The sequence below is a fragment of the Xanthomonas sp. AM6 genome (assembly GCF_025665335.1).
Lineage (GTDB): Bacteria > Pseudomonadota > Gammaproteobacteria > Xanthomonadales > Xanthomonadaceae > Xanthomonas_A.
Genome location: NZ_CP106869.1, coordinates 2843843 through 2859846, shown reverse-complemented (window position 1 = coordinate 2859846; position 16004 = coordinate 2843843). Strand labels below are relative to the sequence as shown.

Annotated in this window: 16 protein-coding genes and 3 tRNA genes; 7 read left to right on the top strand and 12 right to left on the bottom strand. The window is 72.4% G+C overall.

What is annotated here, in order from left to right; genetic code table 11:
• The first annotated feature begins 97 nt into the window (after positions 1-97).
• Entirely contained in the window at positions 98-931 is an 834-nt protein-coding gene (locus OCJ37_RS12030; RefSeq protein WP_263109674.1) for a glycoside hydrolase family 18 protein, read from the top strand.
• Positions 932-1048: 117 nt separating this feature from the next.
• Here the strand turns inward: OCJ37_RS12030 and OCJ37_RS12025 are convergent, their stop codons facing one another.
• The 5 genes from OCJ37_RS12025 to OCJ37_RS12005 form a co-directional block, all read right to left on the bottom strand.
• The gene (locus OCJ37_RS12025; protein WP_263109672.1) at positions 1049-2299 is read right to left on the bottom strand and encodes a hypothetical protein; all 1251 of its coding nucleotides are present in this window, start codon (positions 2297-2299) and stop codon (positions 1049-1051) included.
• 250 nt (positions 2300-2549) lie between these two features.
• Positions 2550-2623 (bottom strand) — tRNA-Cys (locus OCJ37_RS12020).
• Between the two features lie 80 nt (positions 2624-2703).
• Positions 2704-2779, bottom strand: a tRNA-Gly gene (locus tag OCJ37_RS12015).
• Positions 2780-3002: 223 nt separating this feature from the next.
• Complete coding sequence (locus OCJ37_RS12010; protein WP_263109671.1) at positions 3003-4142, bottom strand: 4Fe-4S dicluster domain-containing protein; 1140 nt, start codon at positions 4140-4142, stop codon at positions 3003-3005.
• Positions 4139-4462 (bottom strand): hypothetical protein, encoded by a 324-nt coding sequence (locus OCJ37_RS12005; RefSeq protein WP_263109670.1) that lies wholly within the window; start codon positions 4460-4462, stop codon positions 4139-4141. Before OCJ37_RS12005 ends, OCJ37_RS12010 begins: the two co-directional genes overlap by 4 nt.
• 226 nt (positions 4463-4688) lie before the next feature.
• Between OCJ37_RS12005 and OCJ37_RS12000 the strand changes: the two genes are divergently transcribed.
• A complete protein-coding gene (locus OCJ37_RS12000; RefSeq protein ID WP_263109669.1) occupies positions 4689-5123 on the top strand; it encodes a group III truncated hemoglobin in 435 nt (144 codons plus the stop codon).
• A gap of 45 nt (positions 5124-5168) precedes the next feature.
• The gene (gene hemN / locus OCJ37_RS11995; protein ID WP_263109668.1) at positions 5169-6575 is read left to right on the top strand and encodes an oxygen-independent coproporphyrinogen III oxidase; all 1407 of its coding nucleotides are present in this window, start codon (positions 5169-5171) and stop codon (positions 6573-6575) included.
• A 166-nt stretch (positions 6576-6741) separates the two neighbouring features.
• On the opposite strand, the gene OCJ37_RS11990 is transcribed toward hemN, so the two are convergent.
• Positions 6742-6828, bottom strand: a tRNA-Leu gene (locus OCJ37_RS11990).
• 151 nt (positions 6829-6979) lie between these two features.
• On the opposite strand from OCJ37_RS11990, the gene OCJ37_RS11985 reads away from it, so the two are divergent.
• Positions 6980-7666, top strand: coding sequence for an MtnX-like HAD-IB family phosphatase (locus OCJ37_RS11985; protein WP_317633234.1), 687 nt, complete (start codon positions 6980-6982; stop codon positions 7664-7666).
• Between the two features lie 10 nt (positions 7667-7676).
• Positions 7677-9191, top strand: coding sequence for an aspartate aminotransferase family protein (locus OCJ37_RS11980; RefSeq protein WP_263109666.1), 1515 nt, complete (start codon positions 7677-7679; stop codon positions 9189-9191).
• A gap of 61 nt (positions 9192-9252) precedes the next feature.
• Here OCJ37_RS11980 and OCJ37_RS11975 read toward each other — a convergent pair whose 3' ends face one another.
• Complete coding sequence (locus OCJ37_RS11975) at positions 9253-10488, bottom strand: beta-ketoacyl-[acyl-carrier-protein] synthase family protein (protein ID WP_263109665.1); 1236 nt, start codon at positions 10486-10488, stop codon at positions 9253-9255.
• A gap of 6 nt (positions 10489-10494) precedes the next feature.
• Entirely contained in the window at positions 10495-10770 is a 276-nt protein-coding gene (locus OCJ37_RS11970) for an acyl carrier protein (protein WP_263109664.1), read from the bottom strand.
• Positions 10771-10883: 113 nt separating this feature from the next.
• Here OCJ37_RS11970 and OCJ37_RS11965 point away from each other — a divergent pair, with 113 nt between their 5' ends.
• Positions 10884-11972: a peptidogalycan biosysnthesis protein gene (locus tag OCJ37_RS11965; RefSeq protein ID WP_263109663.1), complete on the top strand. Its 1089-nt coding sequence runs from the start codon at positions 10884-10886 to the stop codon at positions 11970-11972.
• 1 nt (position 11973) lies between these two features.
• A complete protein-coding gene (locus tag OCJ37_RS11960) occupies positions 11974-12855 on the top strand; it encodes an arginase family protein (RefSeq protein ID WP_263109662.1) in 882 nt (293 codons plus the stop codon).
• Positions 12856-13168: 313 nt separating this feature from the next.
• Here OCJ37_RS11960 and OCJ37_RS11955 read toward each other — a convergent pair whose 3' ends face one another.
• The 4 genes from OCJ37_RS11955 to OCJ37_RS11940 are packed head-to-tail and all read right to left on the bottom strand — an operon-like array spanning position 13169 to position 15948.
• Positions 13169-14374: a DegT/DnrJ/EryC1/StrS family aminotransferase gene (locus OCJ37_RS11955; RefSeq protein WP_263109661.1), complete on the bottom strand. Its 1206-nt coding sequence runs from the start codon at positions 14372-14374 to the stop codon at positions 13169-13171.
• Complete coding sequence (locus OCJ37_RS11950; protein ID WP_263109660.1) at positions 14364-14762, bottom strand: DMT family transporter; 399 nt, start codon at positions 14760-14762, stop codon at positions 14364-14366. Before OCJ37_RS11950 ends, OCJ37_RS11955 begins: the two co-directional genes overlap by 11 nt.
• The gene (locus OCJ37_RS11945; protein WP_263109659.1) at positions 14759-15121 is read right to left on the bottom strand and encodes an EamA family transporter; all 363 of its coding nucleotides are present in this window, start codon (positions 15119-15121) and stop codon (positions 14759-14761) included. Before OCJ37_RS11945 ends, OCJ37_RS11950 begins: the two co-directional genes overlap by 4 nt.
• A complete protein-coding gene (locus OCJ37_RS11940) occupies positions 15121-15948 on the bottom strand; it encodes an alpha/beta hydrolase (RefSeq protein WP_263109658.1) in 828 nt (275 codons plus the stop codon). Before OCJ37_RS11940 ends, OCJ37_RS11945 begins: the two co-directional genes overlap by 1 nt.
• Positions 15949-16004 lie beyond the last annotated feature (56 nt).

Below are 16004 nucleotides of genomic sequence, written 5' to 3'. Positions count from 1 at the left end.
ATGCGTCGGCCGACGTGGTCGCGGCGCCGAGCGCATGCGCGGATGCCGGGCGCCCCGCCGCACCACGCACTCTCACCTCGCCACTGCAGGAGCAGCCATGAACTTCGAGATCGCGACCTGGTACGACACGTGGAACGGCACGGGCGCCGACAATCTTGCGCAAGGCAAGGTGCCGCTCGGTTACGCCAGCCGCTACAACCTGGCCTTCGGCGAATTCGTCCAGACCGGCAACGGCTACACGCTGGATCTCAATGCGCAGTTCGCCGCGCAGAACCTCGCCCAGATCAAGGCGCAGGCGCCCGGCGCGCTGGTCTATGCCGGGGTCGGCGACACCGGCCTGGCGGCGACGGTGGCGGACAATCGCGACAACGCCAACCGTTCCACCGCCAACATCGTGGCCTACCTGCAGCAGCAAGGCCTCAACGGCATCAGCATCGACGCCGAAGGCGACGGCATGCCCTCGGTCGTGGAACTGGTGACGCAGCTCGGCCCGAGCTTCAAGGCGGCCGGGCTCGGCATCGCGGTGTCGGTGCCGTGGCCTGCGGGCGGGCCGGTCGCGCTCTACGGCGACGGCGCGGTGGCGGCGTTCAACCAGTACGTCGACGCCGCCGAGTTGCAGGACTATTCGTCCTCCGGCACGCCGCAGGATGCGCAGGTGTGGGTCCAGGCCGGGGTGCGCGCCGACATCCTGATGGGCGGAGTGGCCACCGAGAACGGCAACGTGCAGACCTCGCTCGAAGACACCGCCGCCTGGACCCGCTACGCGCTGCAGAACGGCTTGCGCGGCATGTTCAGCTGGAGGCTCGACAACGACCACGGGCAGGACGGCCAGGAAGAGGATGTGGACCCGACCTTCACCGGCGCCAGGACGATCTACGACACGGTCCAGGCGCAGGCCGGCGCCGCGCCGCCGCCGCCGCCGCTGCGCTAGGACTCTTTCCTTCGGCGCCTGCCGTGTGCGGGGCGCCCTCGACAGCGCCGGGCTCTCGTCGGCAAGGCCCGTCGCCGCGGAGGCGCGGCGCCTCCCGCGGCATCCGCGGCCGCCGCGTCAGGGCGTCGTCGTGACGCCGCGGAAGCCGGCCCGTCCGCAGGCCGCATCGTAGGCATAGTCCGCTGCGGCGAGCAGGTGGCGGCCGCTGTTGATGTGCGCCGGCGGGGTCTTGAGCGGTCCGCGCCATTGCACGCTATCCGGCGTCGCCGGCTTGGCGTCGCCGACCGCGAAGCCATAGCGGAAGACCGGATGGTCGGCGGGGCCGATGTCCAGCGCCATCTGCGTGTCCGCAGGTACCACCAGCGCGGTGGTCGCCTTGGCGCCGGAGGCGGTGCCGGAGCCTGCGGGCGCCGGCTGTGCGGGGATGCCGACCGTCTGCTGCAGTTGTGCGGGAGCGGGCGGTTGTTCGGTCGGGGTCAGCATCATGTAGCTGATGCCGGTATCGGGCAGCAGCTTGCCGCAGACCCGGTAGTCGCTGCCGCTGGCCGGGAAGCGTGCGCACGCGTTCGGCGCCTGCCAGTCGCCGCCGCCGGCGGCGTTCGCCGCGGCGCGCTGCAGCGGGATCAGCGAAAAGCCGCGCAATGCCCGTTCGCTGACCCCCAGGGTGATGCCCGACGCGCTGACGATGTAGCCCGGGCTCATGCTGCCGGCGCGCATCTGCGCGAGGTTGAGGAACGGATTGCGCGCCGCCGCCACGCCGCGGTCGTAGCCCACGCCCATCATGCCGAACGCGGGCGAGATGGTCTTGCAGTCCTTCAGCGTCTGGGTGCCGCCGCTGCCCAGCGCGAGCGTGCCGTCGTAGCCGGCGCAGGTGGCCGGCGCCTGGCTCAGCGTCTTCGCCGTGCCGGTTTTCCCCGGCGGGATCGTGGCGACGCCGCAGGTGCATTGCGCGGCCAGCACCTCGATCGTGTCGATGCTCGCCGCGGCGCTCTGGCCGTCGGCCGACACGCCGAGCCGCATCGGCACCTGCACGTACTTGCCGGGGTGGTATTGGCTGTCGCTGGAATAGAAGATGTAGCCGAGCGTGGTCGAGGCGTCCCACGCCTGCTGGATCGCCGCGCTGAGCGGCACCACCACGCCGGTGGAGCCGGTGTCCACCTCCAGCACATGGCTGGCGGCGGCAGCGGCGCTCGCCGAGGTCGGGACCGTGCCCACCTGCACCCGCACCTGGTAGGCGTATTTCGGCATGTCCCGGGAGACCAGCGGCAAGGGCAGGGTCTGCGTCTGCAGCCGGCACGATTGCGCGTGCGCAGCGCTGGCGGCCGCCAGGCAGAGCGCTGCGCCGCTCCAGCGTGTCCATCGGTTCATGGCGATCCCTCATGCGAATGAGCAGGTCGCTGCGATGCTAATTCCGCGGCGTGGCGCAGCGGGCGTGGAGAGGCCGCCGCAACGGCGCCGGCGCGCACTTGTCTACCTGGACGGGCGCGGCGCTGTGGTCGGGATTCCAGTCCGTTCGCGCGCCGCGCCGGCGGAGCGGAGCGGTGGAGGCGCGGCAACGGCTCGGCGCAAATGCAAACGCCCGGCAGATCGTGGATCTGCCGGGCGTCGGAATCGCAGATGGAGGCCTGGGTCGGAATTGAACCGGCGTACGCGGATTTGCAGTCCGCTGCATAACCACTCTGCCACCAGGCCGGTGGACTGAATTCTAGCCGAAACCGCCGCGAACGGTGGCCGACAAAACAAAGCCCCGCTGACGGGGCTCGGTCTGAATCTGGAGCGGGAAACGAGACTCGAACTCGCGACCTCAACCTTGGCAAGGTTGCGCTCTACCAACTGAGCTATTCCCGCTTGGGAGCCCGGCATTCTACAGTCCTCGCGTGCGTTGCGCCAGCCTCCCGGCCAAAAAATTCCGACGGCGCCGGGCGTGGGACTGCGAGCGCATGGCGAGGGCTTGGTGCGCGTGGGCGCGCGAGTGGGCGCCGTGCGTTCGGGCAAGCAGCGATGACGTCCCCGCCGCGCGCACGGAACGCCGGCGTTCGTGGTCTGCGTGGTCCGTTTTCGCAAGTGCGGCTCAGCCGGCCGCGAGCAGCGCCGCCAGCGCCGCCAGCAGCAGCGCGGCGCCGGCCAGCAGCCGCGGCCGCAGTCGGCGCCGCGGCTGGCGCTCGATCGCGTTGGCGCCGGCCCGGCGCAGCAGGCCGTGGGCGAAACCGTGACGGTCCATGCTGCGGTCGCAGGCGTCCACGCAGGCGCCGCAGGCGGTGCAGGCGTAGTGCGGGCCGTTGCGCAGGTCGATCCGCGCCGGGCAGGCGTCGATGCAGGCGCCGCAGTCCACGCAGTCGCCGAGTTGCTGGTCGCTGAACTTGGGCAGGGTGCCGGCGTAGGCGGCCAGTGCCGCGCCGCGCCGGTGGTCCTGTCCGGCGAGCCGGGCGATGCCCGCGCGTAGCGCGTAGTCGCGCGCGGTGCCGGCATCGAGCAGGCGCCGTCCGCGTTGGGCCACGCCGCCCTGGCCGCAGGCGCGCGCGCCGCGCGGCTCGCCGCGCATCGCGTCGTAGCCGATCAGCGGCGTGTCGCGGTCGCACAGCAGCGGCTGCAGCCGCGCGTAGGGGCACAGGTAGCGGCACGCCTGGCTGCGCAGGAAACCCGCATTGCCCCAGGTGGCCAGGGCATAGAACAGCACCCAGAACGTTTCCCAGCCGCTCCAGGCGAACGGCCGCAACCGCGCGACCAGGCCGGCGACCGGCACGAAGTAGCCGACGAAGCTGATCCCGGTCCACAGCGCCAGCGCCGCCCAGGCGACGTGGCGCGCGGCGGCCGGCCAGGCCGCGAAGCGCCGTTCCAGCCAGGCAAAGGCGTGGCTCCAGACCGTCTGCGGGCAGGCGAAGCCGCACCAGACCCGGCCCGCCAGCGTGGTCGTCACCGCCAGCGCGGCGATCGCGGCGCACGGCACCAGCAGCAGCCAGCCGGCGTCGTGCGGCCACAGGGTCCAGCCGAACAGGTCCACGCGCCGCGCGGTCAGGTCGACCAGCAGCGCCTGGCGGCCGTCCCAGCGCAGCCATGGCAGCAGGTAGAACGCGGCGAACAGCAGCCACAGGACGCCGCGGCGCACGCGTGCGTAGCGGCTGCGCGGCGGCGCCACGGTGGTGTGGGCGGCCGGGCCAGGCGCGGCGAGCATGCGCGACGGAATGCTGCGGGGCTGGGGCGTTGCGGTCATGGCGACGGCTCGCCGGCATCGTCGTCGCCGCCGGCGCGCGGCGCCGGCCGCAGCAGGAACCCGGTCAGCCCGCTGGATGCCAGCGTCGCCAGCCAGAACATGAAGAAGCCCAGCGTGTAGCCGAGTTCGCGGCTCAGCGTGCGGCCGGGGAAGCTGATGTCGCGCAGCGCCAGCGGATCGACCACGGCGAAGAACAGCACGCTCATCGCGCCGGCGACCAGGAAGCTGGGCCACAGCACCACGCCCAGCCGCTGCACCAGCGGGCGCGGCGCGGCGGGATCGAGCAGCGGGTCGAGCAGGGGATCGTCGCTGGGCGGCATGGCGGGCGGACTCCATCGCGGAAGGAAGGTGCGGCATGCGCCGGGGTGGTGCCGCGCGCGGGCCGGCGCCGCCGCGCGCGGCCGCGCCGCCGATCCCCCATCGGCGGCGGCGCAGGCGCATGCCGCCAACGCAGCGTAGGCAGCGCGGTACGCCGCGGCATTGATCCTGATCAAGGCCGGGCCGGAGCCGATGCGGATACTGGGCGCGTCGAACAGGAGCACCGTCATGCATGACTCCACCGCCGCCTTGCCGTTGCCCGGACCGCAGCTGTGCAGCGAAGACGAAGTGACCGCGCTGGTGGACGCGTTCTACCGCCGCGTGCGCGCCGACCCCGCGCTGGCCGCGGTGTTCGCCGCGCACATCGAAGACTGGGACGCGCACCTGCTGCAGCTGAGCGACTTCTGGTCGGCGATGCTGCGCGGCACGCGGCGCTTCCGCGGTGCGCCGATGCCCAAGCACATGGCCATGCGCGAACTCGACGCTGCGCTGTTCCAGCGCTGGCTGGGCCTGTTCCGCGCCACCACCGCCGAACTGGACAATGCGCCGATGCGCGCGCTGGCCGACGACATCGCCGCGCGCATCGCCGATACCTTCTGGCGCCGCCACCAGATGAGCTGGCGGCCGTTCGAGCCGGCGCTGCCGTTGCCGCCCGCCGATTGATCCAGGTCAAGGCGGGCCGCCGCCGCGCCGCGCATGCTCCTACCCATGGACATCCTCACCGCCCCCGATCTCGCCGCCGCCTGGACCTTCGACGCCGACCTGCTGCGCCGCTACGACCGTCCCGGCCCGCGCTACACCTCGTATCCGACCGCGCCGCATTTCCAGGCCGGGTTCGGCCCGGCGCAGCTGTTCGCGGCGGTGCAGGCCAGCGATCCGACGCGGCCGCTGTCGCTGTACGTGCACGTGCCGTTCTGCCGCAATCCGTGTTTCTACTGCGGCTGCAACCGGGTCATCACCCGCGACGTCGGCAAGGGCCGCGCCTACGTGCAGCGCGTGCTGCGCGAGGCGGCGATGATGGCCGCCTGCTTCGAGGCCGAGCGCGAGGTGGTGCAGCTGCACCTGGGCGGCGGCACGCCGAATTTCCTGGCGCCGGACCTGCTCGGCGAGCTGCTGCAGGGCCTGCGCGGGCTGTTCCGCTTCAGCGAGGCGCCGGACCGCGACATCTCCATCGAGCTGGATCCGCGCACGGTGACGCCGCAGGACATCGCCGCGCTGGCCGCGCTGGGCTTCAACCGCGCCAGCCTGGGCATCCAGGATTTCGACCCGCTGGTGCAGCAGGCGATCAATCGCCGCCAGGGCGTGGCCGAGACGCTGGACATCCTGCGCGCCTGCCGCGTGCACGGCATGCGTTCGGTCAACGTGGACCTGATCTACGGTCTGCCGCGGCAGACCCTGGCCGGCTTCGAGCGCACCCTGCACACGGTGATCGCGGCGCGCCCGGACCGCCTGGCGGTGTACGGCTATGCGCACATGCCGCAGCTGTTCAAGGCGCAGCGGCGCATCGCCGATGCGGACCTGCCCGACGCCGAGCAGAAGCTCGCGTTGCTCGGCCTGGCGGTGCGCACGCTGTCGGCCGCCGGCTACCACTACATCGGCATGGACCATTTCGCGCTGCCGCACGAAGACCTGGCGCGCGCGCAGCGCCAGGGCGGGCTGCACCGCAACTTCATGGGCTACACCACGCATGCCGACACCGACCTGCTCGGCCTGGGCGTCAGCGCGATCAGCCGCATCGGCGCCAGCTACAGCCAGAACCAGCGCGAACTGCCGGCCTGGGAGGCGGCGGTGGACGCCGGCGACAGCCCGGTGCTGCGCGGCCTGCAGCTCAGCGCCGACGATGCGCTGCGCGCCGAGCTGATCCAGCAGCTGATGTGCCAGGGCCGCGCCGACGTCGCCGCGCTGGCGCAGCGCCACGGCATCGACTTCGCCCGCTATTTCCACGAGGAACTGCAGGCGCTGGCGCCGCTGTGCGCCGACGGCCTGGCCGAGCACCGCGACGGCGTGATCCAGGCCACCGCGCGTGGCCGCCCGCTGCTGCGCCTGATCGCGATGTGCTTCGACCGCTATCTGCGCCAGCCGGCGCAGCCGGCACGCTATTCGCGGGCGATCTGAACCGCCCGCAAGCCAGTTCACCGATTGCCGAATGGCGCCCCCGGTACCGTCGTGGCGGCGGTACCGGGGCTTTTGTTTGGCGCATGCGGCGCCGCGGCGCCTGTATGACCGGCAACTGCGGCGGCGCGGCGAGGCCACCTCTGCGGCGGCGCATGCGAAACGTGCATGGTGCCCGGAGCCGGAATCGAACCGGCATGGGGTCGCCCCCGGCGGATTTTAAGTCCGATGCGTCTACCAGTTTCGCCATCCGGGCCTGGTGCTGCTAGCGTGCCTGATTGCGTCCGAATTGGGAACCGCGCTTGCCGCCGCCGCGGCATGCGGTGCGGGTGCGGCTTGGGATCCGCCCGAAAGGAGTGCGAAAGACAGCCCGCCTAGGCTCTGCGCGAATGAGCCGGAGAGCCGCCTTGCGCGTCCAGTGGAAGATTCTTTGCGATTTCGACGGCACCGTGTCGCTGCAGGACGTGACCGACACCTTGCTCGAGCGCCTCGGCCGCCCCGGCTGGCGCGCGCTGGAGGACGATTGGGTGGCCGGGCGCATCGGCGCGCGCGAATGCATGAGCGGCCAGGTGGCGCTGCTCGACGGCGACGTGGACGCGCTGCACCGGGTGCTCGACGAGGTCCGCATCGATCCGGCGTTCGTGCGTTTCGTCGATCTGGCGCGCGAGCTGGGCATGCCGCTGAGCATCGTCAGCGACGGCCTGGACTACCCGATCGCGCGGATCCTGGCGCGGCACGGCCTGCACCAGCTGCCGATCATCGCCAACCGCCTGCTGCGTACCGGCGCCGGACACTGGCGCATGGCTTCGCCGCACGCGCGGCCGGGCTGCGCCAGCGGCACCTGCAAGTGCGCGGTGGTGGCGCAGCCCGAACCGGCGCGCCGCACGCTGCTGGTCGGCGACGGCCGCTCCGATTTCTGCGTGGCCGGCAAGGCCGACCTGGTGTTCGCCAAGGACGGCCTGCTGCGCCATTGCCGCGCCAGCGGCATCGCCCACCGCGCGATCGCCGGTTTCGACGACGCGATCGCCCTGCTGCACGAGCTCGCCGCGCCCGCCGCGGCCGCCGCGCGCCTCCCTCTCCCCGTTCCCCACTGAGCCTGATCCCATGCACCGGAATGTCCCGCTCCCCACGGCGTTCGCGCCGCTCCACGGCGATCTCGCCACGCTCGACGCGCCCGCGCACGACGACATGGCGCCGTCGCCGGACCCGGACGCGCTGCTGCGCGCCGGCCCCGCCTACCACGCCGCGCTCGGCGATGCGCAGTTGCTGGCCGACGAGGCCGAGTACTGCTCCTTCGGCGACACCGTGCACTACAGCGAACCGCCGCGGATCTTTGCGCACTGCGACGGCAGCTACCTGTACGACACCGAGGACGTGCCGTACCTGGACCTGCAGATGTGGTATTCGGCGGTCAACTTCGGCTACGCCAACGCGCGCCTCAACGGCGCGCTGAAGCGGCAGATCGACACGCTGCCGCAGGTGGCCAGCCAGTACCTGCATCCGACCAAGATCGAGCTGGCCAGGACCATCGCCCAGGACGCGCAGCGCAAGTGGGGGCGCAAGGGCAGGGTGCACTTCAACGTCGGCGGCGCGCAGTCGGTGGAGGATTCGCTGAAGCTGGTGCGCAACGCCAGCGGCGGCAAGAGCCTGGTGTTCGCGTTCGAGGGCGGCTATCACGGCCGCACCCTGGGCGCCTCGGCGATCACCTCCTCGTACCGCTACCGGCGCCGTTTCGGCCATTTCGACCGCGCCCAGTTCATCGAATTCCCGTACCACTTCCGCGGGCCCAAGGGCATGTCCAAGGAAGAGTACGGCGAACAGTGCGTGGCCAGGTTCGAGCGCCTGTTCGAGACCGAATACAACGGCGTGTGGGACCCCAGGGCCGGGCAGTGCGAGTACGCCGCGTTCTACGTCGAGCCGATCCAGGGCACCGGCGGCTACGTGATCCCGCCGCCGAACTTCTTCACCGGTCTGAAGCGGGTGCTGGACAAGTACGGCATCCTGCTGGTGGTGGACGAGATCCAGATGGGCTTCTTCCGCACCGGCAAGCTGTGGGCGATCGAGCATTTCGGGGTGACCCCGGACGTGCTGGTGTTCGGCAAGGCGCTGACCAATGGCCTCAACCCGCTGGCCGGGATCTGGGCGCGCGAGGAGCTGATCAACCCGACCGTGTTCCCGCCGGGTTCGACCCATTCCACCTTCGCCTCCAATCCGCTCGGCACCGCGGTGGGTCTGGAGACGATGCGCATGCTGGCCGAGACCGACTACGAGTCGATGGTGATGGCCAAGGGCGCGCACTTCCTCGACGGCCTGCGCGACCTGCAGAAGCGCCATCCGGAAATCGGTGACGTCGACGGCCTGGGCCTGGCGCTGCGCGCGGAGATCTGCCAGGCGGACGGCTTCACCCCGAACCGCAAGCTGCTCGACACGATGGTGGACATGGGCCTGGAAGGCGAGCTGCGCCACGACGGCAAGCGCATCGGCCTGGTGCTGGACGTGGGCGGCTACTACAAGAACGTGATCACGCTGGCGCCGTCGCTGCACATCAGCCACGCCGAGATCGATCTGGGCCTGTCGCTGCTGGACCAGTTGCTGACCCGCGCCAAGCGGGTGGCATGAGATGGCGGGGGACAGCGCGTTGGCGCCGCGTTGCCTCCCGCTCTTCGCCGCGACGGGCGCTTCAGCCCGCCGCGCGCAGCGCGAGCACCGCGTTGAGGCCGCCGAAGGCGAAGGAATTGCTGAGCACCGCGCGCACCGGTTGCGCGCGGGCCTGGTTGGGCACGTAGTCCAGGTCGCACTCCGGATCGGCATCGAGAAAGTTGGCGGTCGGCGGCACCCGCTGTTCGCGCAGCGCGCCGAGCGCGGCGACCAGTTCCAGCGCGCCGGCGGCGCCGAGCGCATGGCCGTGCACCGCCTTGGTCGAACTCACCGTCAGCGCATCGGCGTGGGTGCCGAACACCTGGCGGATCGCCTGCGTCTCGCAACGGTCGTTGGCCACGGTGCCGGTGCCGTGGGCGTTGATGTAGTCGATCTGCCGCGGTTCCAGGCCGGCGTCCTGCAGCGCCAGGCGCATCGCCGCAGCGGCGCCGTCGACGCTGGGTGCGACGATGTCGTTCGCGTCGGCGCTCATGCCGAAACCCGCCAGTTCGGCCAGCGCCGCGGCGCCGCGCGCCGCCGCATGCGCGGCGCTTTCCAGCACGAACACGCCGGCGCCTTCGCCCAGCACCAGGCCGCTGCGCTGCGCGCAGAACGGCCGGCAGGTGTCGTCGCTGACCACGCGCAGCGCTTCCCAGGCGCGGATCAGGGGCAGGCTCAGGCAGGCTTCGCTGCCGCCGCCGATGGCCACGTCGGCCAGGCCGTGGCGGATCAGCAGCGCGGCCTGCGCCAGCGCGTGGTTGGCCGAGGCGCAGGCGCTGGACACCGTGAAGGCCGGGCCGCGCAGGCCGAAGGCGATGCTGATCTGGCTGACCGCGGCGTTGTTCATGCTGCGCACGATGGTCAGCGGATGCAGGCGCTCGGCCTGTTCGCGGTACAGCCGCCGCGATTGTTCGTCGCGGCTGAGTTCGGCGCCGACGCCGGTGCCCAGCACCACCGCGCCGCGTGCGCCAGCGGCACCGTCCAGGCTCAGGCCGGACTGGGCCACGGCCTCATGGGCGGCGACCAGTGCCATCTGGGTCATGCGGTCCAGCTGGCCCGGCGCGATGCCGCCCAGCTGCGTCGCCTGCGGCGCGAAGCCGGGCACGCTGGCCGCGACTCGCATCTTCAGCGCGGACGGCGGGTCGGGCGTGGCCAGCGCGGCGATGCCGCTGCGGCCCTCGCACATGCCGCGCCACAGCGCCTCGGCGCCCAGGCCGAGCGCGCTGACCGCGCCCATGCCGGTGACGACGACGCGACGTCCCTGCGCCGGGCGATCCATGCCGGCTCACTGCACCGCGGCGAGCGGCGCGGCGGCGGCCTTGGCGGCCAGCGCCTGCCGCACCGCTTCGCCCAGCTTGCCCAGCGAGCCGTCGTCCAGGTTCGGGTCGCGCTGCGGGAAGGTGATGCCGAAGTGTTCCTCGATGTCGAACAGGATCTCGATCGCCTCGAGCGAATCCACGCCCAGGTCCCGCAGTTTGGTCTCGGCGCTCAGGCCGGCCGGGTCGGTCTCGCTGTGCTTGGCGACGATGCTGTGGATCTGGCTCTCGATGGACGGGGTCATGGCGGTCCTCCGCGGAATGAAAGGCCACCGTGCGGCGCATGCCGGCGGTGGAAGGCGTGCCGCGGCCCACGGCTGCGGCGTCCATCCTCCACGCTAGCCGGCCAATCTTGCAGATGCCTTTCGTAAGCCAACTCGAACCGCAGGCGCTGCAGCGGCAGTTCCTCGCGCACCCGCCGCAGGCGTTCGCGGCGCGCACGCTGGAACACGGCGTGCCGGCGTTCGAGGCCGAGTTCGACCTGCTGACCACCGCCGATCCGGCGCTGCGCGCGCGCGTGGCCGGCTGGCCGCTGCAGCGGCTGTGGCGGCGCCTGCTGCGGCCGCGCACGAGCTTCGTCGGCAGCACCGTCAGCGAATACGCCTGGCTGCCGCGCGCGGCCGACCCGGCGCAGTTGCCGCGGCAGTGGCGCGCGCAGCTGGGGCGGGAACGTCCGCTGCTGATCGTCAAGGACATCCCGCGGCGCTCGCCGCTGCTCGATGCCACCGACAACGCCTGGGCGCAGGTGTTCCTCGAAGCGTGCGAACGCAGCGGCTACGTGCTGCTGCGCGGGCAGGCGCTTGCCTGGGTGCCGATCGATTTCGCCTCCACCGACGACTACCTGGCGCGGCTGTCGCGCGGCCGCCGCCGCAACATCCGCCGCAAGCTGCGCTCGCGCGCCGACCTGGAGATCCAGGCGCTGCCCACCGGCGCCGCCTTCGCCGACCCGGCCTTGCGCGCGCACTGCTATGCGCTGTACCTGCAGGTCCATGCGCAGAGCGAGGTGCATTTCGACCTGCTGACGCCTGCGTTCTTCGACGCGCTGCTGACCGATGCGGATTCGGGCGGCCTGGTGTTCGCCTATCGCCACCAGGGCCGGCTGATCGGCTGGAACCTGTGCTACGTGCACGACGGGCGGCTGCTGGACAAGTACATCGGCCTGCACTATCCGGATGCGCGCGCGCATAACCTGTACGCGCTGAGCTGGATGCACAACCTAGACTACGCCTGCCGGCATGGCCTGCGCGCCTACGTCGCCGGCTGGACCGATCCGCAGGTGAAGGCGGAGCTCGGCGCCAGCTTCACCTACACCTGGCATGCGGTGTACCTGCGCAATCGGTTGCTGCGCATCGCGCTGCGGCGGCTGCGGCCGCTGTTCGAGGCCGACGAGGTCGCCGCCGGCGATCCCGATGCCGGCGCCGACGCCGCTGCCGGCATGGCGCAATGACATGAGCGCACCGGTATTGCTGGACCTGGACGGCTCGCTCGGCGCCGTGCCGGGCGCCTTGCGTCTGCCGCTGCAGGCGTGGCACGACGGGCTGCGCTTCGCCTGTTCGCTGCGCCGGCTGCGCCGCTTCGACACCGCGCTCGACGCCATGCTGCCGGCGCGGTACGGCACCGTGCTGCTGGGCAGCGGCGATTTCCATCACCTGAGCCTGCCGCTGATCGCGCGGCTGGCGCGGCGCGCGCCCGCGCCGCTGCGGGTGGTGGTGTTCGACAACCATCCGGACAACATGCGCTTCCCGTTCGCCGTGCACTGCGGCTCGTGGGTGTGGCGTGTCGCCGCATTGCCGCAGGTGGCGCGGGTGGAGGTGGTCGGCATCACCTCGGGCGATGTCGGCGCCGCGCACGCCTGGGAGAACCATCTGCGCCCGCTGTACCGCGGCAAGCTGCGCTACTGGTGCAGCGGCGTGGACGTGCGCTGGGCGCGGCGCCTGGGGCTGGGCCGGGCGGTGCGCGGCTTCGCCTCGAGCACGGAGATGATCGACGCCTTCCTGCAGCACCTGCGCGGCACGCCGATGCCGACCTACCTGTCGCTGGACAAGGACGTGCTGGACCCGCAGGACGCGCGCACCAACTGGGACCAGGGTGAACTGCGCATGCCGCACCTGCTCACCGCCATCGCCTACCTGCACGGGCAACTGCTCGGCAGCGACATCACCGGCGAAGTGTCGCCGGCGCACTACCCGCAATGGTGGAAACGGCGGCTGGCGGCGCTGGATGCGCAACCGCCGCCATCGCCGCAGGCGCTGCCGGCGTGGCAGGCGCAGCAGCACGCGGCGAACCTGTGCCTGCTGCAGGCGCTGGCCGAGGCCGGGCTGCCGCGCTAGCGCACGCCAGCGCAGATCGCCGCAAGCCGGCGGGATGTTGTGGGAGCGACTTCAGTCGCGACGGGCGTTATCGATGAACTCTGTTTCGGCTGCTGGCTGGATATTGGCCGGAGGCCGTTGTGGCCGGCATTGTCATCTGCGAACGGCGTCCGCCAGCGCGTGTCTCATGCCGCTTTCCGCAGACGGCGATGCGAAGCGGTGACTTCGCTGGCGCAGGCTGTGCGGTAAAGCCCGTCGCGACTGAAGTCGCTCCCACAACTGTTGCCTGCACATGCACGGATGGGAAGCGGGTGCCGATAGCGCAGTTGCCGTTTCAGCCCATCCGCTCCGCGCACACCTGCCGCAGCACGGCGACGATCGCCTCGAACCCGTCCTCGTGCAGCCACGGGCTGTTGCTGATGCTCAGGCAGCGCGCGGCGAAGTCGCGGGCGTGGGGCACCGGCGCGGCCTCGACGATGTCGCGCAGGTAGGCGTAGTCGGGCAGGGCGTGCACGAACAGCAGGCCGACGCCGAGCCCGCGCGGCCACAGCCGCGCCAGCGCGCGCTCGCGTGCGGCGGCATCCGGCAGCAGCACCAGCAGCGCCGGCCAGCTGCCGTGCGCGCCGGGGCTGTCGGCGACGACGCGCAGCCCGGCGATCGCGGCCAGGCGCGCGGCACGGCGCAGGCCCTGCGCGCGCGCCTGCGCCAGGAACGCCGGCCAGCGCGCGGCGGCGCGCACGCCGACCGCTTCGCGCCAGGCGCCGACCACGTGCTGCGGGATCGCCGCGTCGAACCGGTCGCCGGCCGCCGCCACGCGGTCGCCGCGGCGCAGCGCGCGGCGCAGCGGCATGCCGTAGGCCCAGCGCAAGGCGCGCGGCCGGTACAGCGCGGCGTAGCCGAGCAATTGCAGGCTGCGACGCAGTTCCCAGCGCCAATCGGGCTGGGCCAGGCGCGCCGCGGTGGCGGCCAGGCTGCGGCGCAGCGGCGCGTGCGGCGACAGCAGCAGGCCGCCTTCGTACAGGGTCGGGCCCTTGCCGACGGCGAGGCTGCACAGGCCGATGTCGCCGCCCAGGCCTGCGGGAGTGCCGTCGGCATGCACGCCGCCCAGCGCCTGCGCCGCGTCCTCGATCAGCATCGCCCCGCAGGCCGCGGCGGCGGCGCGCAGCGGCGCCAGGTCGGTCAGGCGGCCGCCCAGGTGGGTGGCGACGATCGCCAGGGTATCGCTGCCGCAGCGCTGCGCCAGCTGCGCCGGGTCCGGTTCGATCGAATCGGGCAGCAGATCGCACAGCACCAGCTGCAGGCCGCAGTGCGCCACCGCCAGCGCCACCAGCGGGCAGGTGTAGGCGGCCACCAGTACCTGCCGGCGGCGGCTGCTGGCGGCCAGGGTGCGCAGCGCGAGGACCAGCGCGGCGGTGCCGGAGCAGGTCAGCAGCGCGTCGGGCAGGCCGAGCTGCGCGGCCAGCCGCTGCGGCGTGCGCACCGGCCACAGGTCGCGCCAGTGCAGCGGCAGGCCGGCGGTGGGTGGCACCTCAGTGCGCATCGGCCGGCGCCGCGCGCTCGCCCAGCGCCAGGCAGACGATGCCGGCCACGATCAGCGCCGCGCCGAACGCCTGCAACGCGCCGATCGGCTCGCCGAACCACCACGCCGACAGCAGCAGCACGCTGACCACTTCCAGGTGCGAGGCGGCGAACGCCGGCCCGATCGGTGCGTGCTCGAGCAGTTTCATCCAGGTGAAGAACGCGCCGACATAGCCCAGCAGCGCGGCGTACAGCCACGGGCTGGCGAGCAGGCGCAGCAGCCAGGCCCACTCGGCCTGCGGCGGGAACGCGTGCGCGCCGCCGAGCTTGAAACCGAACTGGGCCAGGGTGTCGAAGCCCAGCAGCAGGGCGAAGCCGACGGCGTAGCGCTGCAGCGTCGCGCGGCTCATGTGCCGAGCCCGACCACGGCCACGCCGGCGCCGACCAGGCAGATCCCGGCCACCTGCATGCGCCCCAGCCGCTCGCCGAACAGCCAGCGTCCGGCGAGCATGATCGCCACGATGTTGATCGAACCCAGCAGCACGCCGCGGCCCAGCGGCACCAGCGACAGGAACGCGGTCCAGGCCAGGAATTCGCAGGCGTAGCAGGCCATGCCCAGCCATAGCCACGGCTGCCGCGCCATGCGCCGCCAGCGCGCCGCGCCGGTGGCCAGCGGGTCGCTGGCGGCGCGCTTGAAGGCCAGCTGGCCGGCCGTGTCCAGCGCCACCGTCGCCAGCCACATGCCGAGCACGGGCGCCTGCAGCGCCATCAGGCGGCCAGGCGCGGCGCCGCGGCCTGCGCGGCGAAGAACTGCGCCAGGCGCGCGCCGAGCACGCGGCGTTCGCGGTCCAGGGTGATCATGTGGTAGCTGTCGTGCAGCAGCAGCAGTTCGGTTGGGCCGGACACCCCAGCCACCACCAGCTGCGCGTTGCGCAGGTGCGCGATGTCGTCCTCGGCCGCGTGCGCGACCAGGCACGGCGCGGTCACCTTGGCCAGGTTGCGGCGCACCCGCCGCGACAGCAGCTGCATCTCGGCCAGCGCGTGCCACGGATTGCCGGGCAGGCCGGCGGCGGCGCTGTCGCCGCCGAGCATCGCGCCGCTGACCTGGGCGCGGATGCGCTCGTCGCGCAGGCCGTACGGCGGTTCCTCCAGGAACATGCGGCGGCGGCCGATGCCCAGGCGCTTGAACCATGGCAGCAGGAACGCCAGCCGCGCGCGCCGCGGGATGTTCCAGCCGTCGTAGCGGAAGGTGGCGCCGAGCACGCCGACGCCGTCGACCCAGTCCGGGCGGTCCTCGGCCAGCTGCAGCGCCAGCAGCGCGCCCATCGACAGCCCGGCCACGAACAGCCTGTCCACCTGCGGGCGCATCCGCGCCGCGGCCTGGGCGACGCTGGCCGACCAGTCGCGCCAGCCGGTGGCGAGCAGGTCCTCGGCATCGCCGCAGTGCCCGGCCAGCTGCACGCCGTGCACGCTGAAGCCGTCGCGGTGCAGGCACTTGCCGAGCAGGCGCATCTCGCTGGGGGTGCCGGTCAGGCCGTGGATCAGCAGCACCCCGTGGCGGCTGCCCCGGAAGTGGAATTCGGCGGATTGGATCATCGGCGTCAGGGCGCTGGCAGCGAAGGAACGCGCGCAGCGTGGCGGGCCGGCATTTC

Coding starts and splice junctions, on each gene's coding strand:
- OCJ37_RS11955 (WP_263109661.1), bottom strand. CDS start 14,374: ATGCGCACTGAGGTGCCACCCACCGCCGGCCTGCCGCTGCACTGGCGC.
- OCJ37_RS11940 (WP_263109658.1), bottom strand. CDS start 15,948: ATGATCCAATCCGCCGAATTCCACTTCCGGGGCAGCCGCCACGGGGTG.
- OCJ37_RS11965 (WP_263109663.1), top strand. CDS start 10,884: ATGCCTTTCGTAAGCCAACTCGAACCGCAGGCGCTGCAGCGGCAGTTC.
- OCJ37_RS12000 (WP_263109669.1), top strand. CDS start 4,689: ATGCATGACTCCACCGCCGCCTTGCCGTTGCCCGGACCGCAGCTGTGC.
- OCJ37_RS11945 (WP_263109659.1), bottom strand. CDS start 15,121: ATGGCGCTGCAGGCGCCCGTGCTCGGCATGTGGCTGGCGACGGTGGCG.
- hemN (WP_263109668.1), top strand. CDS start 5,169: ATGGACATCCTCACCGCCCCCGATCTCGCCGCCGCCTGGACCTTCGAC.
- OCJ37_RS11970 (WP_263109664.1), bottom strand. CDS start 10,770: ATGACCCCGTCCATCGAGAGCCAGATCCACAGCATCGTCGCCAAGCAC.
- OCJ37_RS12030 (WP_263109674.1), top strand. CDS start 98: ATGAACTTCGAGATCGCGACCTGGTACGACACGTGGAACGGCACGGGC.
- OCJ37_RS11975 (WP_263109665.1), bottom strand. CDS start 10,488: ATGGATCGCCCGGCGCAGGGACGTCGCGTCGTCGTCACCGGCATGGGC.
- OCJ37_RS11960 (WP_263109662.1), top strand. CDS start 11,974: ATGAGCGCACCGGTATTGCTGGACCTGGACGGCTCGCTCGGCGCCGTG.
- OCJ37_RS11950 (WP_263109660.1), bottom strand. CDS start 14,762: ATGAGCCGCGCGACGCTGCAGCGCTACGCCGTCGGCTTCGCCCTGCTG.
- OCJ37_RS12025 (WP_263109672.1), bottom strand. CDS start 2,299: ATGAACCGATGGACACGCTGGAGCGGCGCAGCGCTCTGCCTGGCGGCC.
- OCJ37_RS12005 (WP_263109670.1), bottom strand. CDS start 4,462: ATGCCGCCCAGCGACGATCCCCTGCTCGACCCGCTGCTCGATCCCGCC.
- OCJ37_RS12010 (WP_263109671.1), bottom strand. CDS start 4,142: ATGACCGCAACGCCCCAGCCCCGCAGCATTCCGTCGCGCATGCTCGCC.
- OCJ37_RS11980 (WP_263109666.1), top strand. CDS start 7,677: ATGCACCGGAATGTCCCGCTCCCCACGGCGTTCGCGCCGCTCCACGGC.